The sequence below is a fragment of the Trinickia sp. genome (assembly GCF_051954495.1).
GTDB lineage: Bacteria > Pseudomonadota > Gammaproteobacteria > Burkholderiales > Burkholderiaceae > Trinickia.
This window is the reverse complement of the sequence record NZ_JBQCHR010000116.1, coordinates 43,145-59,991: the sequence shown is the minus strand read 5'-3', so window position 1 is coordinate 59,991 and position 16,847 is coordinate 43,145. Positions and strand designations below refer to the sequence as shown.

The following is a 16,847-nucleotide window of genomic DNA, read 5'->3' as shown; positions in this document are numbered from 1 at the left end:
TTTCGACGCACGCGCGCGCCATTTCGCCGGTGTCATTCCCACCTGCCGCTTGAACACGCGTTGAAACGCCGCTTCCGATTGGTACCCGACGGCTTCGCCGATTTCTGCGACCGACATGCCGGTTTGCGCGAGTTTTCGTCCAGCGAGCGCCATGCGGATTTCCATGAGCACGTCGCTCGCCGACCGATTGATGGCTTCTTCGAAGTGACGGGCGAACGTCGCGCGAGACATATTGCAAAGCTCGGCCAGTTTCGGCAGCGTCCACGGCTTTTCGGGTTGATCGAACATGGCCGCGAGGGCCGGTTGCAGGCGAGGGCGTTGCGCAAGCGCAAGCAAGCCGCGCGGCGCTTGGTCGCTGTCTGAGGCACAGCGCAAGGTCAGCGCGAACAAGACGCCCGAAAGCTGATCGACGACCGTCGCGCTGCCCGGGCGTTGCTCGAACGCTTCCTCACGCATCAATTCGATCACGCGGGCGAGCCGGGTCGTCGCAAACGCGGCATCGCGCGCCTGTCCGTCGCCCTCGCTCACGCTGCTCACCAGCAAGCGTCCAGGCAGATGATCGCGCATCAGCTGCTGCGGTACGGCGGGCAGCACGAAGCGCCCGCACAGCACATCGGCGCCTCCTCGCGAGCTGCCGTTCGTGGCGATGGTCAATCCGTCCTGTTGCTGCGCGTGCATCGCTCGAGGGGGATTGCCGCTGCCGTCGTGCAACCGGTGAGCGCTGCCGGAGGGAAACAGCACGATATCGCCGGCTTTCATGCGAAGCGCCGGCTCGCTTTTGCCTGCCGATTCGCTTTCGACGACCGCCTCGCCGCGCAGCAGCACGTGATAAGGGAATTCCCATTCGTTCGCCGCCGGCTGTTCGATGCGCCAGGGCATGCCGAAGTGGCACCGAACTTCGAGCCGCCCGGTAACCGGCATCAGCGAGAGCAGTCTGTCCAGTAATTCCATATGAGACGTTTGAGCATGAAGTTGCGGAATTATGGCATTAAAGAACTCGTCGCACACCCCTACACTGACTCCCATGCCATACGACATGGCTAACGCGTTCAACGATCCATCAACCGTAGAAGAAGGAGTCGATCATGTCCCGTCTGTCCACTATCCGCCTTGAAGACGCCACCGGCCTGGCCGCAGAAGTGTTCGCAAAGATCAAGAAGGCCGCCGGCAAGGTACCCAATGCGTACTTGACCCTCGGCACCCACAGCCCCGAAGCCTTGAGCGCGGCGCTCGCGTTCGATGCAGCGGTGGCGGCCGGTACGCTCGGCAAGGCCGATATCGAAGTGGTCAAGCTGGCCGTCAGCGAACATGTCGGCTGTGACTATTGCGTGGCCGCGCATTCGCTCATGGGCAAGTTGGCGGGGCTGTCGAGCGACGAGATGAAGCAGGTGCGCTCCGGTACTGCAACCGGCGATGCGAAGCGAGATGCGCTGGTGACGTACGTCCGCATACTCGTGGGGACGCGGGGCACGGTGCCCGAGGCGGCCGTGGATGCGGTACGCGCGGCGGGCTACACGGATCGCCAGTTAATGGAAATCAACCTCGCCATCGCGTCGATCACGTTCACGAACCTCGTCAATCGCGTGAACGACACGACGCTCGATTTCCCGGCGGTGCAGTAACGCCGATCGATTAGCGGCGTCGGACGATGAGTCGATGCACTCGCTTGCCCGAAGACTCGTTGACCGATTCCGCATCGAGCAAGTATTCGGCGTCGCGAAGGCCCTCTCTGGCCTTCGCGGCGTCGAACGCGGCGTAGAGGCGCCCCGCGGCGTCGCGGCTGGAACCCGATGCGGCGACTCGCCAGCTAAGGTACAAGGTGCCCTTAGGCTTGAGCATGTCGAACAGCCGGGCACAGGCTTGGGTCACCTGATCGGGCGGCAGATGCATGACGACGGTTTCGCACAGCACGTTGTCGTAGACGTTGCTTGCGATACCGTCCAACGCGGGTAGCTCGGCGCGCTCGAATATCAGCGACGGAAAATCGGCCCTGGCCTGCGCAAGCAAGCCCTCGGCGGCATCGTAGCCCACCGCGGGAAAGCCATGTTCGTTGAGCCATGCCACATCGCGCCCCGCGCCGCAACCGATGTCGGCCGTGGTTCCGCCAGGCGTGAAGTAGCGCTGCAGCAGTGCGTACATGTCGGCGGGCGGCGGCTGGTCGCGCCACTCGGCCGCAAAGCGGCCCGCATTCGCCGAATACGTTTCGATGGTTTGTTCGTCCACGGCAAATAACCCTCGGTTAAGGCGGCCAACGTGGCACAAACGAGAGGATACCGTCAGAAGCGCTCCACCCGGAACGGCGTCGGATCGACGAGCGTCGGCGCGCCGGTGATCATTTCGGCGATCAGGCGGCCCGTGACCGGTCCGAGCGTCAGGCCGTGATGCGCGTGGCCGAAAGCGAACCAGAGATCGCGGTGACGGGGCGCCGCGCCGATGATCGGCATCATGTCCGGGGTGCAGGGACGGCCGCCGAGCCACGGCTCCGCATCCACGCGCGCGCCGAGCGGAAAGATCTCGCGCGCGAGCGGTTCGACGGCATCGAGTTGCACCGGTGTCTTCGCGGCATCGCGATAGCCGAGTTCGACACCGGTCGTGAGGCGGATGCCGCGCACCATCGGCGTAATCAAGTAGCCCGCTTCCACGTCGAGCACCGGCTGATTCAACTTGGCGCCGTTCGCAGGCGCGTAATGCATGTGATAGCCGCGCTTCACCGCAAGCGGCAGATCGTAGCCGAACTTGCCGGCGATATCGCCGGACCAGGGGCCCATTGCAATGACCGCCGATTTCGCTTCTACCGTACCGTCGCGCGTCGTGACGCGCCATGACGGTTCGAGCGTGCCGGCATCGCCGAGCAACACCTTGCCGCCGAGCTGTTCGAAGAGCTTGGCATACGCCGTGACGAGCCCGTTGGGATCGCTCACCGAATCGGCTGCCTTGTAGCGGACGCCGCCCGCCAGCGTGGAACTGAGCGATGGCTCGGCAAGCTTGAGCGCGGCGCGATCGAGCGCCTCGTAGTCGACGCCGTATTCCGCATCCCATCGCCGCGCTTCTTCGATGGCCTGGCGCCAGGCGCCTTCCGTGCGAAAGATCTTCATCCAGCCGCCGGTGCGCAGCAGCGCCTGCGCGCCGGCCGCGTCGATCAGCTCGCGATGTTCGGTCACGCAATGCTCGATCAGCGTCGAATAGGCGCGTGCGATACGCGCATGACGATCGGCACGCGAGTGGTGCCAGTAACGGTACAGGAACGGCATCAACTTCAAGATCGCGGCGCGGTGATAGCGCACGTCCGTCGCGCGATTGCCTGCATATCGCACGAGCGAGCCGAAGTCCCTTGGAAATGCATACGGGTAGACGCCTTCGCGCTGGATCAAACCGGCGTTGCCGAGCGATGTCTCGTTGCCCGGCGCCTTCCGGTCGACGAGCGCAACCGCGAGGCCGCGTCGCTGCAATTGCAAGGCAACCGATACGCCGACGATGCCGCCGCCGAGCACGACCGTATCGAACTTCATCGATTGGTTTCCTCGTGATGGGTGATCGAGTTCGTCAAGGTCAAACCGTGGATCGACCGGCGCCGCCGCCTTCGGCCGCATCGTAAACGGGCGGTGCGGTCACGATCGACGTCAACGCCGGGTTCGGGCGCGCAAGGCGCGCGAGATCGGGACGCGGACGGCGCAGCACGGGCGACGCGGCAAACGCACATTCGAGCGCCATCGAGACGGCAAGCGTCTTCATGTCGCCACGAAACGGGCCGACGATCTGAAGGCCGAACGGCATGCCCGCGTGATCGACGCCGCAGGGCAGCGAAATCGCCGGATGCGTGGTGAGCGTCACCACGTACGTGAGGGCGAGCCAGCGATAGTAGTTCTCCTGCGCGTGGCCGTCGATTTCGGTGGCGTGCATCTGCGTCCATGGAAACGGCGAGACCGGCGTCGTGGGCGACACGATGACGTCGTAGCGGGAGAAAGCCTGCTGGAAGCGCTGAAAGATGCGGGTCTGCTCGGCTTGCGCCCATGCGCTGTCGGCGAGCGTCATCGCCGCGCCCATCTCGTAGTTGGCGCGCGTGTTCGGCCCGAGGGCGCTCGGGTCGCGCGCATAGTCCGCATGCAAGCCGGCGACGAAGCTCTCCGCGCGGATCACGTCGAAGCAGCGATGCACGTCGCCCAAGTCGAACGCGACCGGCTCGCACGTGTGCACGATGCGCTCGAGTTCGGCGATACGCGCGCGGAAGATCGCACGAATGCTTGGATCGACGTCGCAGCAGCCGAAATCCTCGGTGTAGCCGATGCGTAGCGTGGCCGGATCGATATGCGGGGGCATCAAGAAGGCGAGCGGATCGACCGCGTAACTGAGCGGATCGCCTGTCGATTCGCCGGCCGTCGCGGCGAGTTGCAAGCCGGTATCGGCGACGTCGCGGCCCATCGGTCCCACCACGGAAATCGGCGTCCAGCCGAGCAGGCGTCGCGAGTTCGGCGCGAGGCCCGGAGACGGGCGAAAGCCCACGACGCCGCACTTCGCGGCGGGAATACGCAACGAACCACCGGTGTCCGAGCCGGTGCAGACCGGCAGCATGTCGCACGCGAGCGCGGCGGCGGAACCGCCCGAGGAGCCCCCCGCATTGAGCTCCGGGTTGAACGGGTTGCCGGTTGCGCCCCACACCGGATTGCGCGTGTTCGCGCCGGCGCCGAGTTCCGGCACATTGGTTTTCGCGACCAAGATCGCACCGGCTGCGCGTAGGCGCTCGACGAGCACCACATCCTGCGAGGGCACGTTGCCGCGCGACATCGGCGAACCGTAGGTGGTGAGTAGGCCGGCGGTGTCTTCGAGGTCTTTCACGCCGAGCGGCAGACCATGCAGCAGCCCTAGCGGCTTACCGTCGATCACGGCCTGTTCAGCGGCTTTGGCGGCCTCGCGCGCGGCATCGAATTGGGTTGCCGTAACGGCATTCACCGCGGGATTGACCGCTTCGATCCGCGCGATGCATGCGTCGAGCAATTCGACGGGCGAAATCGCTTTCGTGCCGATGAGTTTGCGCAGTTCAACGGCGGATAGGCTGACGAGTTCGGCTTTGTCTGACATGGTGTGTCTCGCGGGTGAGCAGGGTGTTCAGTCGAGGGCTTCGCGACTGCGGTCGCGCAGCCAGATGACGGGAACGAGCGACACGGCGCACGCTGCGGCGACGTACCAGGCCGGGGCGAGCGGATTGCCCGTGCGCTCGACGATCCAGCTGGCGATCAAGGGCGAGAAGCCCCCGAAGAACGAGGCGCTGACCACGTACGACAATGCGATGCCCGTCGCGCGAACTTCTCGCGGGAACAGCTCGGGGATCATCACGAGAACCGGCACGATTTGCGCGGCGACCAACACGGAGAGATAAGCGGACACCGCGTAGAGGCGCGCCATGGACGGTGCGGCGGAGAGCCATGCGAACGCCGGATAGACGGTCAGCAGCAGTATGACGCGCGATGTCACCAATACCGGCTTGCGGCCGATCCGATCGGCAAGCTTGCCGACGAGCGGCGCAACGGCGAAGAGCATGAGCGAGCTGACCACACCGGAGGTCATCGATGCGGTCGACGACAGATGCAGTGTGCGGACGGCATGATTCGGCAGAAAAAACGCCGTGATGTAGATCGACACCGAGCCGCCGAGTTCGGCGAACGTGCAGAGAATCGTCAGCTTCAGATGCGTCGTGAGCGCGGCGTTCAGCGCGCTGCGTTGCCTCGTGCGATGAGAACCTGACGCCGATGCGGACATCGGCGGCGCGGCGCGCAGCGTTTCTTCGAGACGCCGTCGGATCAGCATGCCGGCCGGCGCGGCGACGATGCCGAACAGAAACGGCAGACGCCAGCCCCACGTATCGACGACCTCTTTCGGAAGCAGCGTATGGACGAGCGTGGCCACGCCCGCGCCCAGCGCGAGCCCGAGCGCTGTCGCCGCGAAATTCCAGCTCGCGTAGAACGCGCGCGTGTTGCGGCCGGCGTATTCGACGAGCAACGTCGTGCCGGGGCCGAATTCCCCGCCGGCCGCGAAGCCCTGGATCAGTCGCGCGGCGAGCACGATCAGCGGCGCCGCGAACCCTGCCGTGGCGTAAGTCGGCGCGCCGGCGATCAGCGCGCAGCTCAGCGCCATCAGCATGATCGTGATGACCATTGCGCTCTTGCGGCCTGCACGGTCCGCATACGCGCCGATCACGATGCCGCCGAGCGGCCGCACCACGAAGCCTACGCCGAATACGCCGATCGACAGCAGGAACTGGTTGACGGGCGACGCCGACGGGAAGAACAGCTTGCCGATTTGGATCGCGAAGTAGCTGTAGATCGTGAAATCGTAGTATTCCAGCGCCGTGCCGAGCGTTGTCGCGGCGATGACCTGCTTTTTCGACAGACCGGATCTTTCCAATGCGATCGATGCCACGGCGCGACTCCTTGGGCGAAAGGGCAATGTGATTTATCATATACGAGAAAAAATAAATTCTCGTATACGACAAAACCCTCGGGTGTCACTTTGGAAACGGAATCGCATGTCATGGCACGACCCGCCGACCCCAACGGAGCCGAGAGTACGGCGCCGGCCCCGCAGATCGACCACAAATCCATCGGTATGCAACTGCGTGAGACGCGCAAATCGCGCGATCTGACGTTGATGCAGCTATCGGAGCTGTCGGGGATCGCGGTGTCGACGATTTCAAAAGCGGAGCGGGGCGATATCGCGCTCACCTACGATAAGTTCGCGGCGCTCGCGCACGCGCTGAACGTCGACTTCGATACGATCTTCGGACGCCCGAAGAAAGCGTCGGCCGGTCCCATGAAGCCGTCGTTGACGCGCTCGGGCAAGCAGCCGATCTACGATACGCCCAACTACGAATACGGGATGATCGCCAACGATCTGACCGGCAAACGGATGGTGCCGATGCGCGCGCACATCCACGCACGCAAGCTCGACGATTTCACGGACTACATCCGGCACAGCGGCGAGGAATTCGTTTATCTGCTGAAGGGCAAACTGCAATTGCGCTTCGAGGACGGGAGCGTATTCACGCTGGAGGAGGGCGACAGCCTTTACTTCGATAGCGCGGTCGGTCACGTCTATCTGAGCGTAGGGGACGAAGAAGCGGAGGTGCTGGCCTGCTGCGTCGATACGGACGCGCATCGGCCGCCTCAAACGCTTTGACACCGGCTGGCAGTGGCGGCGCCGGAGCCGGTGCGCCAGCTAACCCACCTCGACCCGGTTGCGGCCTGCCTTCTTCGCTTGATAGAGCGCCTGATCCGCGCGTTTCATCAACGCGTCGACATCGCGTTCGCCGGCGTTGCGCGTCACCACGCCGATGCTGACCGTAAAAGGAATCCGCTCGAGGTGCGTCGCGAATTGCACATGCTGCCTTTCAACGCGTTGCCGTGTCTGTTCCGCGATCCGGCGTGCAATATCGGCGTCCGCCCCGGGTAGCGCCGCGACGAACTCTTCCCCGCCCCAACGCGCGAACACGCACCCTTCGTGCATCATCGCCGTCCCCACTTTCGCGAGCACGCGCAATACTTCATCGCCGGCGTCGTGTCCGTGGGTATCGTTGATCTGCTTGAAGAAATCGATGTCCAGCATGAACGCCGACAGCGCCTCGTTCTTGCAGAGCGCGTTGTCGACGAATTCCAAAAACGCCCTGCGATTGGGCAGGCCCGTCAGCGCATCGGTGCCGGCCTGCTTTTTCAGCAGCGCCATTTGCTGGGCCCGATCGGTGATGTCGCGCACGACGGCCGTAAACTCGGTGACCCCTTCCACATCGATCTTGGAAATCGATATTTCGACGGGAATGATCGATCCATCGCGGTGTCGCCCATACACGCTATTGCTTTCATCCATGCGCGGAGGCAATGTTTGTCGAAGCTCCGTGAGCGGCGACTCCGCGAATTGCCGCACATGATGGGCGTGATGCGCGCGGTGCGCTTCCGGCAGCAACATTTCGATCGGCTGCCCCAGTACTTCGGCTGCTTTATAGCCGAATAAATTCTCCGCTGCGCGATTGAACAACGTGATCTTATGCTGCTGATCGATTGCCACAATCCCGTCATAAGCCGAATCGACCACGGCGCGATAGCGCGCGGCGCTGACGTCGCGGTCAATGGTGGCATCGCGCATGGCGATGCCGTCGGGCGCGCGTTCGGGCCAATCCGACATAGTCTTACCTTGGAGTACGTGAAAACGGGCGTTTCGCCTATTCGATGCGCTATTGTTGCATATCTAGTCAGATTATATTGACGCGCTACTAAGGCTCGAATCGAGAGCGGGCTCTACGGCAAAACTATGCGTAAGCTATTTGGAAGATTTTAGGGTCGCTTAAAAAACTCGCTGAATCGGGCAAGCAAGAAACGCTCACGTTGCCTGCTTGCCTATTTACTCACTTACTGCACCGCCGGAGCAGTTCCGACACGATAGCAAGTGGGAATCGCATTCTGCTTGGGCCGTTGATAGATCATCTTGTAGCCGCCTGCGGAGGCGCGCGACTGCGGGGAGCTGAACGTGACCACCTTCCCGTAGTCGCCGTTCGTCGTACCGACCTGGCTGATGATCAGCGGGGCGAGGACGGGGTCGGTCCGCGCCGAGTCCGCGTCGATCACGCGCCGCACGTGCGAGAGATCCTTCACGTACCAATCGGCTTTCAAGCTCGCGGTGGGAATGACGAACGGCCGATACGCCGGACCCGCGAAATGGCTGTCGATGATCATCCACGGATCCTTGTCCGCGCTGCTGCCCAGGTCCGACGGCACGATCGTCTGGTTAGGGTCGACGCTCTTGAGGTACGACGCGATATCCGCACCGAGGCGCGAACCGCGCTGGCCCGCGGTAGCCGGATCGTAGAGGCTCCCATCCGGGCCGTTCCTCAAGTCGCTGAAGTGCTTGCCCGTCCATGTGATCACGTGCGAGACCACGTACCCGTTGGCGACGTTCGACGGCGCGGAGCCCGCCGCCACGGGCGCCGTCTGCGTGATGTACAGCAGATCGCCGGGGCGCAGATGATCGACCAAGCCCGCGATGTTGCCTTGGTTGATGTCCAGCAACACGCCGGCTTGCTCCTTGCCCACGAGCGGGTCGTCGCCCGTCGAGCACGCTTGCGTGCCGATGCCTGTCTCGAGGTTGCCTTGGTCGTGCGTGATGCCGGTGAAGTCGTACACCCATGACGTGAAGTCGGAGCAGTCCACCCCTTGCCAGTTGGTGTCGTCTTGCGGGAGCGCGGTGAGGCTTTGCGAGCCGTCGCGTTTGCGATTCGCGGTACAGGTCATGCCCGAACTGTCGCCGCCGGACGTGCTGCCCGAGGTCGAATTGCGAAACTTCGCCGGGCTGGTGGGCGGCAGCCACCCCGGAATGTGATGGTGGCAATAGTTGATGCCTTGATCGACCCAGTAATTCTCCGCGGCCATCACCAGTTCGCGCTGGAACGTCGCGGTATCGGCGCACGAAGTCGTGGAAATCGCGCCGTACACGGCCGCATGCGGGCCCCAGGTGCCGCCATTCGCGTAGCTGCTCCAATTCGACGCCGTTACGCCGTTGCCGAGCAGGGCCTGCACATCGTTCTTGCGGCTGGCGAACAGCGCGAACTGTTCGCCGAGCAACGCGATGCGGTCTTGGCAGGCGCCGCTGCTGACGGTGATCGTCGTCGCATTCCCTGGAATAACCGGGGTGAGTTGCGAAATCGAAGTGATGCCCGAGCGGTTATGCGTGCCGCCGAGGTAGTCCGTCGCACCCACCGTGATCGCGCAGTTGGCGGCGGCCGGTGCGGTGAGCGTGCCGTCGGTTGCCATGTCGCCCGCGCCCGAGTTGCACTGCGTGAGGGTGTCGCCGTTCGCGGCCTGCGCGACGATGTTGGCCGTGCTGGCCGCGATCGTCAGGCCTGCCGACGTGCGGCTTTGCGATTCCGCGCCCAGTGCGAGCGCCATAGTTGCACCCGGTGTCACGTTCGCGGTCGATCCGGCCGCAACGAAGGTGGGCAGGGTCTGCTGTACGTCGATGTTTCCGGCGAAGGCATCCACGCGCGACAAGGCCGCGGTGACGTTGCCCGCGGTCAATCCGCCGGCGGCGCGGGCGTCCGCGACGATCGCGTTCGAGTACGGCGACACCACCATCTGCGATGGGGCGGCGAGATAGACGGCATCCACCTCCTCCGCCAGTTCGGCGCTCGCGCCCGTGGCCTCCTCTTGATAGCTTCCGCCCGTCACGCGAACGAACAAAGGGTAGCGCAGCGAGCGCCAAAGGGCGAACGAGCCGTCGCTTCCGGTGGTTGCCGTCGCAAGCGGCGTTTGCGCCACACTGCCGTCGTCGTTCAGTGCATAAAAGGCAACCGTCGCATTGGCAATCGGCCCCAGATAGGCGCTGCCGGAAATGGCTGGAGCAGAGGACGATCCGCAGGCGGCAAGGCTGAGGGCAAGTGCAGCGCTTGCGAGGGTAGTGAGCTTGATGGACTTCACGTTGAATGGGCGAAAGAAGGGACAGGCGGTCGCTGCTACCGATGCTCGGCGGCGGTGACATTACGTGACGAGAGCCTAAGAGACCCCGCGCGCCGACGATTCGTCAAAAAGCGAAACGAATCTCCCTTTTTCCATCCAATTGCGCGGCCCGATCGTTGCGGCCGGACGATTGTCCGGACGTCATCCGGCCCCGTGCAACTGCGCTTCGATCGTTTTCGTCAACGGCGAATCGACGTCTCCCGTATGCTTGGTCTGCACGGGCTCGATCAGCACGATCCAGCATTCGTCCTCGGCAACCGGATTGTGCAGCGTGCCGCGCGGCACGACATGCATCGAACCGGCCGGCAGGTCGACGATTCGCCCGCCTTCGTATTCGATCTTCAAGCGTCCGCGCACGACGAAGAACAACTCGTCTTCATGGGCGTGGTCGTGCCAGAGGAGCTGACCGCGCACTTTCGCGACCTTCACATATTGATCGTTCACTTGCGCGACGACTTTCGGCGACCAGTAGTCGCGTACTTCGTTGAACGCGGCCTCGAGGTTGAACGATTCGGCGAATGGGTAGGTAGGCATGGGGCGATCTCCAACTGGCTCAAACCTCGCACTGTAAGCCGCGTGCACGCATCAGCAAAACCAATAAAATTGATCCCCTCCATTACGCCGCATAATGCGACCATGGCACGCAATCTCGACCTCGATTTGATCCGGACCTTTGTCACGGTCGCCGACAGCGGCAGCATGACGGTTGCCGCCAATCTGCTCCACATGACGCAGGGCGCGGTGAGCCAGCAGATGAAACGACTCGAAGGGCTGCTGGAGCGTCCGCTGTTCGTGCGAAGAGCGCGCAAGCTCGGGCTATCGCGCGAGGGCGAGCAGTTCCTCGTCAAAGCACGCCAACTTCTGCGGCTCAACGATGAAATATGGGCCGACATGTCGGCGCAGCCATTGCGCGGCAGCCTTCGCGTCGGCGTTCCTTATGATCTCGTGACGCCGCTCGTGCCCGCGATGAAAGCGTTTGCGCACGCGCATCCGCACGTCGACGTATCGCTCGTCTGCGCGGCGTCGCCGCACTTGAACGAAGCGGTGAACGGCGGCCACGTGGACGTGTCGCTCGTGGAATACGTGGCGCACGAAGCCGAAGGCGAAGTGCTCAGAATCGAGCCGCTCGTGTGGGTGAAAGGGCGCGGCAGCGATGCATGGCAAAAGCGGCCGTTGCCGCTGTCGATGGTCGACGAGCGCTGTTGCTTCCGTCCGGTCGTACTCGGTGCGCTCGCGGATGCGGGCATTGCCTGGCGCACCGTATTCGAGAGCGGCAATATCGAGGCCACGGCCGCTACGGTTCGCGCCGGATTGGCGATCACAACCTGGCTCGTTTCCACCGTCCCCGCGGATCTGGAAACGCTCGCCCCTCAAGCTGCCGGTTTGCCTGCACTGCCTTCGTTCGCCATTTGTCTGCGCTTGCCCGCCAAGGTGGAGCCGGCGGCGCTCGAATTCGCACGCCACCTGCGCGAGGCGATGTCGAACGAAGCGGGGATGCGCATGCCGCTCGCCAAAGTGGCCTGATCCGTCGAGTGATGCGCAGCGCCGCGGATCGGCCCGCTATTCGCTGGCGGCCATTGCCAGCGCCGGCTCGTTCAAGAAACCCAACAGGACGGCCACGATCGCTTCCGGCGCATCTTCCTGCACTAAGTGTCCAGCGTCGCCGACGACATGTAGCACCGCATTGGGGATCGCTTGCTGTAACCGTTGGCCATCTTCGACGGGGATCCACTGGTCGTTTTCGCCCCATACGATCGACACGGGGCAGCGGACCGTGGGGTAGCGCGCGGCGACCTCGTCCGTGTAGCGTTCGTCCATTTGGGCAATCTGCCTATAGAAAGCCGCTTTTCCGCTATCGCCGAGCCACGGACGCACGTACGGATCGAGTTCTTCGTCCGATAGCGAGCGCTTCGTTGCGCCTCGGATGTAGGCGGGCACGACGGCCTCGTGGATGTAGTCGGGCAGGCCGCTGAACGCCGCCTCATGCCGGCGAACATGCCGCACGAAGGGCGAGCCCCAGGGCGAAAGCGCCACGGGATCGATTAACGTCAGGCTACGGAAGTCCTTCCCTCCGAGCAGGTGCGTTCTGAGCGCCGTCGCACCGCCGAAGTCGTGCGCCACCACATCGGGCCGCTCGATACCCCAGTGATCGAGCAATTGCGCGAACAGGAGGTTTTGAATGCCGAGCGAGACATCCTGGCCGCTTCGCTGCTCGGATTGCCCGTAACCGAGCAAGTCGTAGCAATAGACCGTGTGTGTCGCGCGAAAGTATGGAACGATGCGCCGCCACACATACGAAGAAAACGGTGTGCCATGCACGAAAACCAACGGCGGGCCGTCGCCTTGGACCGAGTAGCGCACGGCCTGACCTTGGAAATCGTAGCGCTTGTCGAGCACCCAACTCATGTCGCCTCCTTGTAACGATCTAAATGCGATTAGGTCGTTACGTTGTAGCAGGCGATATCTAACATGTCAAATCATGTTAACCTGTTAGGCATGCAAAACGGATCGAATCAGCGTGGTCAGGTGTGGGCTCCCGGCAATTTTGTCGGCGGCGCGATCTGCTTGGACTTCGTCAACACTCAGGGCGGTCAAGACAAGACGCGGGACCTGGAGCGCTTGGCGACGTTTCAAGACGCGATCGACTGGGCCCGGCTGACCAAAACGATTTCCAGCGAGGAGGGTCGGGTGCTGGAAGCCGCCGCGCTGAAAGCGCCCGGAGAGGCGGCGCGATGTCTCGAGCAACTGCAGGCGTTCAGGGAATGTCTTTACCGTTTGTTTGCCGCGCTGGCTATCGATCAGGCGCCCAGGCCGGACGATGAAGACGACATGCGGCGCGCCGTTGCGGCCGCGATCGGCATTGCGCGGCTCGAACGCCACGAAGGCGGATGCGTTTGGACAATCGATGTGGAAAAAGCCGGCCTTTGCACGCTGCTGGGCCGGATCACGCTCGACGCTCAGAGGCTCATGCTCGGCAGCGAACTGCCGTTCGTGCGCGAGTGCGATCGCTGTTCGTGGCTGTTCGTCGACCGAACGAAGAATAAGCGCCGGCGGTGGTGCAACACCGAAACCTGCGGCAACCGAACCAGAGCGGCGCGGCATTACCGGTTGATGAAATCAACAGGGCCTGCGTGAGGCTGGGCCGCCGCCCGTATTGGATGGCGACGCATCGCCTTCCGCGTATCGCCGCTTTCGTCAGCCCACCTTGGCACGGGCGCCCTGTGTCAACGCCTCCCAAGTTCGTTTGACGATACGCTGCGCATCTGCCTTGAAGGTTTCGCGATCGGGTGCGGTGTCGATCAGCTGCGCCGACTCGCAGACCATGCGGCCCAGCATGCGGCTCGCCAGTCGCAAATTCTTGGCCGCGCTGCTGCCGGGCGCTGCCTGCGCCTGCAACGCCGCTGTCAGCAGGCCAAACGTGCTCTCTTCCTCGATCTCGCGGCAGCGTTCGGCGCCTAATACGGCCACGGCCGTTTCTAGTACGAGATGCCGATAAGCCGGTTCGCAACACACATCTAAAAAGGCGGCGATGCCGACGTTCACGCGCCGCGACGGCGTCGCGGCCGCCGTCGCGGCGCGAACGCGGGCCGTCGCTTCGGCTTGCAGCGCGACCACGAGCGCATCGAGCAAGCGCGTCTTATCGGCGAAGTGATGATAGAAGGCGCCCCGCGTGACGCGAGCCTTTTGCGCGATGGCCTCGATGCTGACCTGCGCATACCCCTGCGACGTAAACAACTCGCGCGCGGCGTCTAGCAACGCTTCGCGCGTGGCATCGGCATATTCGGCGCGGCGGGTCCTGATGGCTTCGGGCATGAGACGGCAGCGGGTTGACTTTTCGAAGACAGATCGTAGTATACATACACAATGTATGTGAAATACGTTGTGTATGTTTGCGCGTTACCCCCCAAAACCTTCGAGAGGTGTTCCCGTGACGAACTCAGCAAAGGCCTTGACGCAATACGAACCGCCTTCCGAGCAGCAACTGCGCGACGCGACGGCGGTCGTCGAGCGTTTCGCGCAGCATTGGCAACGTCCTGTCGCGGACGATTTGCGCGACTTGATGCATCCCGATACGCAAAACTTGATTCCGCCCATGGCGGTTCCCGCGGACCGAGAAGGTGTCGTCGAGCATTTTCGCGAGGTGTTGCAGCGCTTGCCCGACCTGAAGGTCGAGGTGATGCGCTGGGCGCCGACGGGCGATGCGGTGTTGATCGAATGGCGCGCGCACGCTAGCGTGGCGGGCGAGCAGTTGGCCTGGCAGGGCGTGGATCGTTTCAACTTGCGCGGCGAGCGCATGTATCAAGGACAGGTGTATTGGGACACGCGCCGTGTCGCCGAGCAGTTTGCCGATGCGGCGCGGCGCGCGCAGGAGCGCGGTGGGTCGACGGCCTCCACGGTTGCCGCGGGGGCGACAAGCTAAGCGGTAGGGTCGATCGCTTTCGGAAAGCAAAAAACGCCTAGCCGATTAAGGGCTAGGCGAAACCGCCGGTGACCGGCGGCGGAGGTATCGATGCGAAGACGGCTTGCTCTCGTTATGACGAAGCAAGCCGTCTTACGTTCGAATCAGCGAAGAACTTTTCGTATCGCCGGGTAAGCCATTTAGCCCCCGGCGAAGGTCGTATCGGCATTGAATCAGTTGCCGAAGTAGATGGGCTTGACGCCGTCGATCTTGGCGGGGCCACCCGACGCCGACGAACCGGCCTGCACGCCGCCGTAACCTTGATTGTTGCCGTTTTGAGCATTCACACGCGCTTGGGCGACTTGGGCGTCCTCCGGGTAGCGCGGGTCGTTGCTGGAGTTCAGGCGGCCGCCTGCTTGCTGGAATTGGATCATTTCAGCGGTCACTTGCGCACGGGTGACAGGCGCGTTCGATTGAGCGAAAGCAGCGACAGGAGCGGCGAAAGCGGCGGCGATGGCAACGGCTTGAATGAGCGACTTCATGATAACTACCTCCAAAAGTTGTTTGTCTTTGCTGGTGCATCGTGTTCGTTGCGTTGAACCGATGACTGCAGTGTAGTGATTGGAGGGCCTAGGGTTAATACCTATCTCAAAAAGACACTGTTGCGGTTTTGTTCATAATCGGTCGCCGGAGGCTTCGACCGGACACTCGACAATCGGTATCATGGCGCCTCGCGCTTGGAGCACGCGCTGCTCGTCGCCATGACGCGGCGCCGGCACGAGAATCTACTTACCCACGACGATTTAGAGGAAGACCGACATGACGTCCGCCACGCAGTTCGATCAGGTTTCGGTAGTCAAACGAGCCAACGTGTATTTCGACGGTAAATGCGTATCGCACACGGTGCTGTTCGCCGATGGCTCGCGCAAGACGCTCGGCGTGATCTTGCCCGGCACGCTCAACTTCGGCACGGACGCGCCGGAACTCATGGAAGTGCAAGCCGGTCAGTGCCGCATCCGCCTGGAAGGCAGCGACCAATGGGCGACGTATGGCGCGGGCGATTCGTTCTCGGTGCCCGGCAAGAGCCGTTTCGATATCGACGTGATCGAAACGCTCGATTACGTGTGCAGCTATCTTTGACGCGGTGGGGACGAGCGCGCCCGGCTATCATATGTACCCCTGTTCATCGCCTGCGCTTGCCCCATGACACAACCTCTGCGCGAACTCAGCCCGCTCGAAGCCCGCGTCCTCGGCGTGCTCGTTGAAAAGCAGCACACCGTTCCCGATACATACCCGCTGTCGCTGAACGCGTTGACCGCCGGTTGCAATCAGAAGACTGCGCGCTCCCCTGTGATGAGCGTGACGGAGCCCGAGGTGCAGACGGCGATCGACGGGTTGAAGCGGTTGAGCCTCGTGATGGATGCGAGCAGCAGCCGCGTCACGCGATACGAACACAACATGAATCGCGTGCTCGGCATTCCGAGTCAGTCCGGCGCTTTGCTGACCATCCTATTGCTCAGAGGCCCGCAGACCGCCGCGGAATTGCGTTTGAACGCCGCGCGTCTGCATGGCTTCGCGGACAATTCGTCGGTGGAAGCGTTTCTCGACGAACTCGCCGCGCGCACGCCGGCGCTCGTCGTGAAATTACCCTGTGCGCCTGGCGAGCGGGAAAATCGCTGGATGCATTTGATGTGCGGCGAAGTCAGCATCGAGCAATTCGCTGTTGCACGCGGGGGCGTGGAGTCGTCGAGCGCATCGGCTGCATCGGCCGACGAAATCGAAGCGCTCAAAGTCGAGCAACAACGCTTGGCGGGCGAAGTGGCGCAACTGCGGGCGTTGGTTGAACGAATGGCGTCGGAATTGGGCGTGTCGGTCGATCGGCCCGCGCAGGATTGACGTGGGCCGCGGCGTTGGCGATGGAGCGTCCGCACGCCGACGCGAGACGCCATGACGCA

General features: G+C 63.2%; 17 protein-coding genes and 1 pseudogene. 7 read left to right on the top strand and 11 right to left on the bottom strand.

The window, feature by feature from the left end; all coding sequences use genetic code 11:
• Nucleotides 1–951: cupin domain-containing protein (locus ACTHNR_RS15805; RefSeq protein WP_440548596.1), on the bottom strand; the 951-nt coding region annotated here is incomplete at its 3' end.
• 134 nt (nucleotides 952–1,085) lie between these two features.
• Here ACTHNR_RS15805 and ACTHNR_RS15800 point away from each other — a divergent pair.
• Entirely contained in the window at nucleotides 1,086–1,622 is a 537-nt protein-coding gene (locus ACTHNR_RS15800; protein WP_440548595.1) for a carboxymuconolactone decarboxylase family protein, read from the top strand.
• 10 nt (nucleotides 1,623–1,632) lie between these two features.
• Here the strand turns inward: ACTHNR_RS15800 and ACTHNR_RS15795 are convergent, their stop codons facing one another.
• The 4 genes from ACTHNR_RS15795 to ACTHNR_RS15780 are packed head-to-tail and all read right to left on the bottom strand — an operon-like array spanning nucleotide 1,633 to nucleotide 6,414.
• The gene (locus tag ACTHNR_RS15795) at nucleotides 1,633–2,223 is read right to left on the bottom strand and encodes a class I SAM-dependent methyltransferase (protein WP_440548594.1); all 591 of its coding nucleotides are present in this window, start codon (nucleotides 2,221–2,223) and stop codon (nucleotides 1,633–1,635) included.
• Nucleotides 2,224–2,276: 53 nt separating this feature from the next.
• Nucleotides 2,277–3,509: an NAD(P)/FAD-dependent oxidoreductase gene (locus tag ACTHNR_RS15790; protein ID WP_440548593.1), complete on the bottom strand. Its 1,233-nt coding sequence runs from the start codon at nucleotides 3,507–3,509 to the stop codon at nucleotides 2,277–2,279.
• 40 nt (nucleotides 3,510–3,549) lie between these two features.
• Nucleotides 3,550–5,076, bottom strand: coding sequence for an amidase (locus ACTHNR_RS15785; protein WP_440548592.1), 1,527 nt, complete (start codon nucleotides 5,074–5,076; stop codon nucleotides 3,550–3,552).
• 27 nt (nucleotides 5,077–5,103) lie between these two features.
• Nucleotides 5,104–6,414 (bottom strand): MFS transporter, encoded by a 1,311-nt coding sequence (locus ACTHNR_RS15780; protein ID WP_440548591.1) that lies wholly within the window; start codon nucleotides 6,412–6,414, stop codon nucleotides 5,104–5,106.
• A gap of 111 nt (nucleotides 6,415–6,525) precedes the next feature.
• Here ACTHNR_RS15780 and ACTHNR_RS15775 point away from each other — a divergent pair, with 111 nt between their 5' ends.
• Entirely contained in the window at nucleotides 6,526–7,170 is a 645-nt protein-coding gene (locus ACTHNR_RS15775; RefSeq protein ID WP_440548590.1) for a helix-turn-helix domain-containing protein, read from the top strand.
• A gap of 39 nt (nucleotides 7,171–7,209) precedes the next feature.
• Here the strand turns inward: ACTHNR_RS15775 and ACTHNR_RS15770 are convergent.
• The 3 genes and pseudogenes from ACTHNR_RS15770 to ACTHNR_RS15760 form a co-directional block, all read right to left on the bottom strand.
• A pseudogene (locus ACTHNR_RS15770) lies at nucleotides 7,210–8,106 on the bottom strand (sensor domain-containing diguanylate cyclase); the annotation flags it as partial.
• Nucleotides 8,107–8,393: 287 nt separating this feature from the next.
• A complete protein-coding gene (locus ACTHNR_RS15765; RefSeq protein WP_440548589.1) occupies nucleotides 8,394–10,454 on the bottom strand; it encodes a hypothetical protein in 2,061 nt (686 codons plus the stop codon).
• A gap of 180 nt (nucleotides 10,455–10,634) precedes the next feature.
• Nucleotides 10,635–11,027, bottom strand: coding sequence for a cupin domain-containing protein (locus tag ACTHNR_RS15760; RefSeq protein ID WP_440548588.1), 393 nt, complete (start codon nucleotides 11,025–11,027; stop codon nucleotides 10,635–10,637).
• 102 nt (nucleotides 11,028–11,129) lie between these two features.
• Between ACTHNR_RS15760 and ACTHNR_RS15755 the strand changes: the two genes are divergently transcribed.
• Nucleotides 11,130–12,017 (top strand): LysR substrate-binding domain-containing protein, encoded by an 888-nt coding sequence (locus ACTHNR_RS15755; RefSeq protein WP_440548587.1) that lies wholly within the window; start codon nucleotides 11,130–11,132, stop codon nucleotides 12,015–12,017.
• A gap of 36 nt (nucleotides 12,018–12,053) precedes the next feature.
• Here the strand turns inward: ACTHNR_RS15755 and ACTHNR_RS15750 are convergent, their stop codons facing one another.
• Complete coding sequence (locus ACTHNR_RS15750) at nucleotides 12,054–12,899, bottom strand: alpha/beta fold hydrolase (protein ID WP_440548586.1); 846 nt, start codon at nucleotides 12,897–12,899, stop codon at nucleotides 12,054–12,056.
• Between the two features lie 63 nt (nucleotides 12,900–12,962).
• Here ACTHNR_RS15750 and ACTHNR_RS15745 point away from each other — a divergent pair, with 63 nt between their 5' ends.
• Nucleotides 12,963–13,628, top strand: coding sequence for a CGNR zinc finger domain-containing protein (locus ACTHNR_RS15745; RefSeq protein WP_440548585.1), 666 nt, complete (start codon nucleotides 12,963–12,965; stop codon nucleotides 13,626–13,628).
• A gap of 60 nt (nucleotides 13,629–13,688) precedes the next feature.
• Here the strand turns inward: ACTHNR_RS15745 and ACTHNR_RS15740 are convergent, their stop codons facing one another.
• Entirely contained in the window at nucleotides 13,689–14,306 is a 618-nt protein-coding gene (locus ACTHNR_RS15740) for a TetR/AcrR family transcriptional regulator (protein WP_440548584.1), read from the bottom strand.
• Nucleotides 14,307–14,421: 115 nt separating this feature from the next.
• Between ACTHNR_RS15740 and ACTHNR_RS15735 the strand changes: the two genes are divergently transcribed.
• Nucleotides 14,422–14,913, top strand: coding sequence for a nuclear transport factor 2 family protein (locus ACTHNR_RS15735; RefSeq protein ID WP_440548583.1), 492 nt, complete (start codon nucleotides 14,422–14,424; stop codon nucleotides 14,911–14,913).
• A gap of 212 nt (nucleotides 14,914–15,125) precedes the next feature.
• Here ACTHNR_RS15735 and ACTHNR_RS15730 read toward each other — a convergent pair whose 3' ends face one another.
• A complete protein-coding gene (locus ACTHNR_RS15730; protein WP_440548582.1) occupies nucleotides 15,126–15,434 on the bottom strand; it encodes a DUF4148 domain-containing protein in 309 nt (102 codons plus the stop codon).
• Nucleotides 15,435–15,711: 277 nt separating this feature from the next.
• Between ACTHNR_RS15730 and ACTHNR_RS15725 the strand changes: the two genes are divergently transcribed.
• Both ACTHNR_RS15725 and ACTHNR_RS15720 read left to right on the top strand, forming a co-directional pair.
• Entirely contained in the window at nucleotides 15,712–16,032 is a 321-nt protein-coding gene (locus ACTHNR_RS15725) for a pyrimidine/purine nucleoside phosphorylase (protein WP_440548581.1), read from the top strand.
• Between the two features lie 63 nt (nucleotides 16,033–16,095).
• Entirely contained in the window at nucleotides 16,096–16,788 is a 693-nt protein-coding gene (locus ACTHNR_RS15720) for a YceH family protein (RefSeq protein WP_440548580.1), read from the top strand.
• Nucleotides 16,789–16,847: the final 59 nt, after the last annotated feature.

Excerpts from the sequence above, each read along its gene's own strand:
- ACTHNR_RS15755 (WP_440548587.1), top strand. The coding sequence starts at position 11,130 with ATGGCACGCAATCTCGACCTCGATTTGATCCGGACCTTTGTCACGGTC.
- ACTHNR_RS15740 (WP_440548584.1), bottom strand. The coding sequence starts at position 14,306 with ATGCCCGAAGCCATCAGGACCCGCCGCGCCGAATATGCCGATGCCACG.
- ACTHNR_RS15725 (WP_440548581.1), top strand. The coding sequence starts at position 15,712 with ATGACGTCCGCCACGCAGTTCGATCAGGTTTCGGTAGTCAAACGAGCC.
- ACTHNR_RS15790 (WP_440548593.1), bottom strand. The coding sequence starts at position 3,509 with ATGAAGTTCGATACGGTCGTGCTCGGCGGCGGCATCGTCGGCGTATCG.
- ACTHNR_RS15775 (WP_440548590.1), top strand. The coding sequence starts at position 6,526 with ATGGCACGACCCGCCGACCCCAACGGAGCCGAGAGTACGGCGCCGGCC.
- ACTHNR_RS15720 (WP_440548580.1), top strand. The coding sequence starts at position 16,096 with ATGACACAACCTCTGCGCGAACTCAGCCCGCTCGAAGCCCGCGTCCTC.
- ACTHNR_RS15760 (WP_440548588.1), bottom strand. The coding sequence starts at position 11,027 with ATGCCTACCTACCCATTCGCCGAATCGTTCAACCTCGAGGCCGCGTTC.
- ACTHNR_RS15730 (WP_440548582.1), bottom strand. The coding sequence starts at position 15,434 with ATGAAGTCGCTCATTCAAGCCGTTGCCATCGCCGCCGCTTTCGCCGCT.
- ACTHNR_RS15750 (WP_440548586.1), bottom strand. The coding sequence starts at position 12,899 with ATGAGTTGGGTGCTCGACAAGCGCTACGATTTCCAAGGTCAGGCCGTG.
- ACTHNR_RS15800 (WP_440548595.1), top strand. The coding sequence starts at position 1,086 with ATGTCCCGTCTGTCCACTATCCGCCTTGAAGACGCCACCGGCCTGGCC.
- ACTHNR_RS15745 (WP_440548585.1), top strand. The coding sequence starts at position 12,963 with ATGTCAAATCATGTTAACCTGTTAGGCATGCAAAACGGATCGAATCAG.
- ACTHNR_RS15785 (WP_440548592.1), bottom strand. The coding sequence starts at position 5,076 with ATGTCAGACAAAGCCGAACTCGTCAGCCTATCCGCCGTTGAACTGCGC.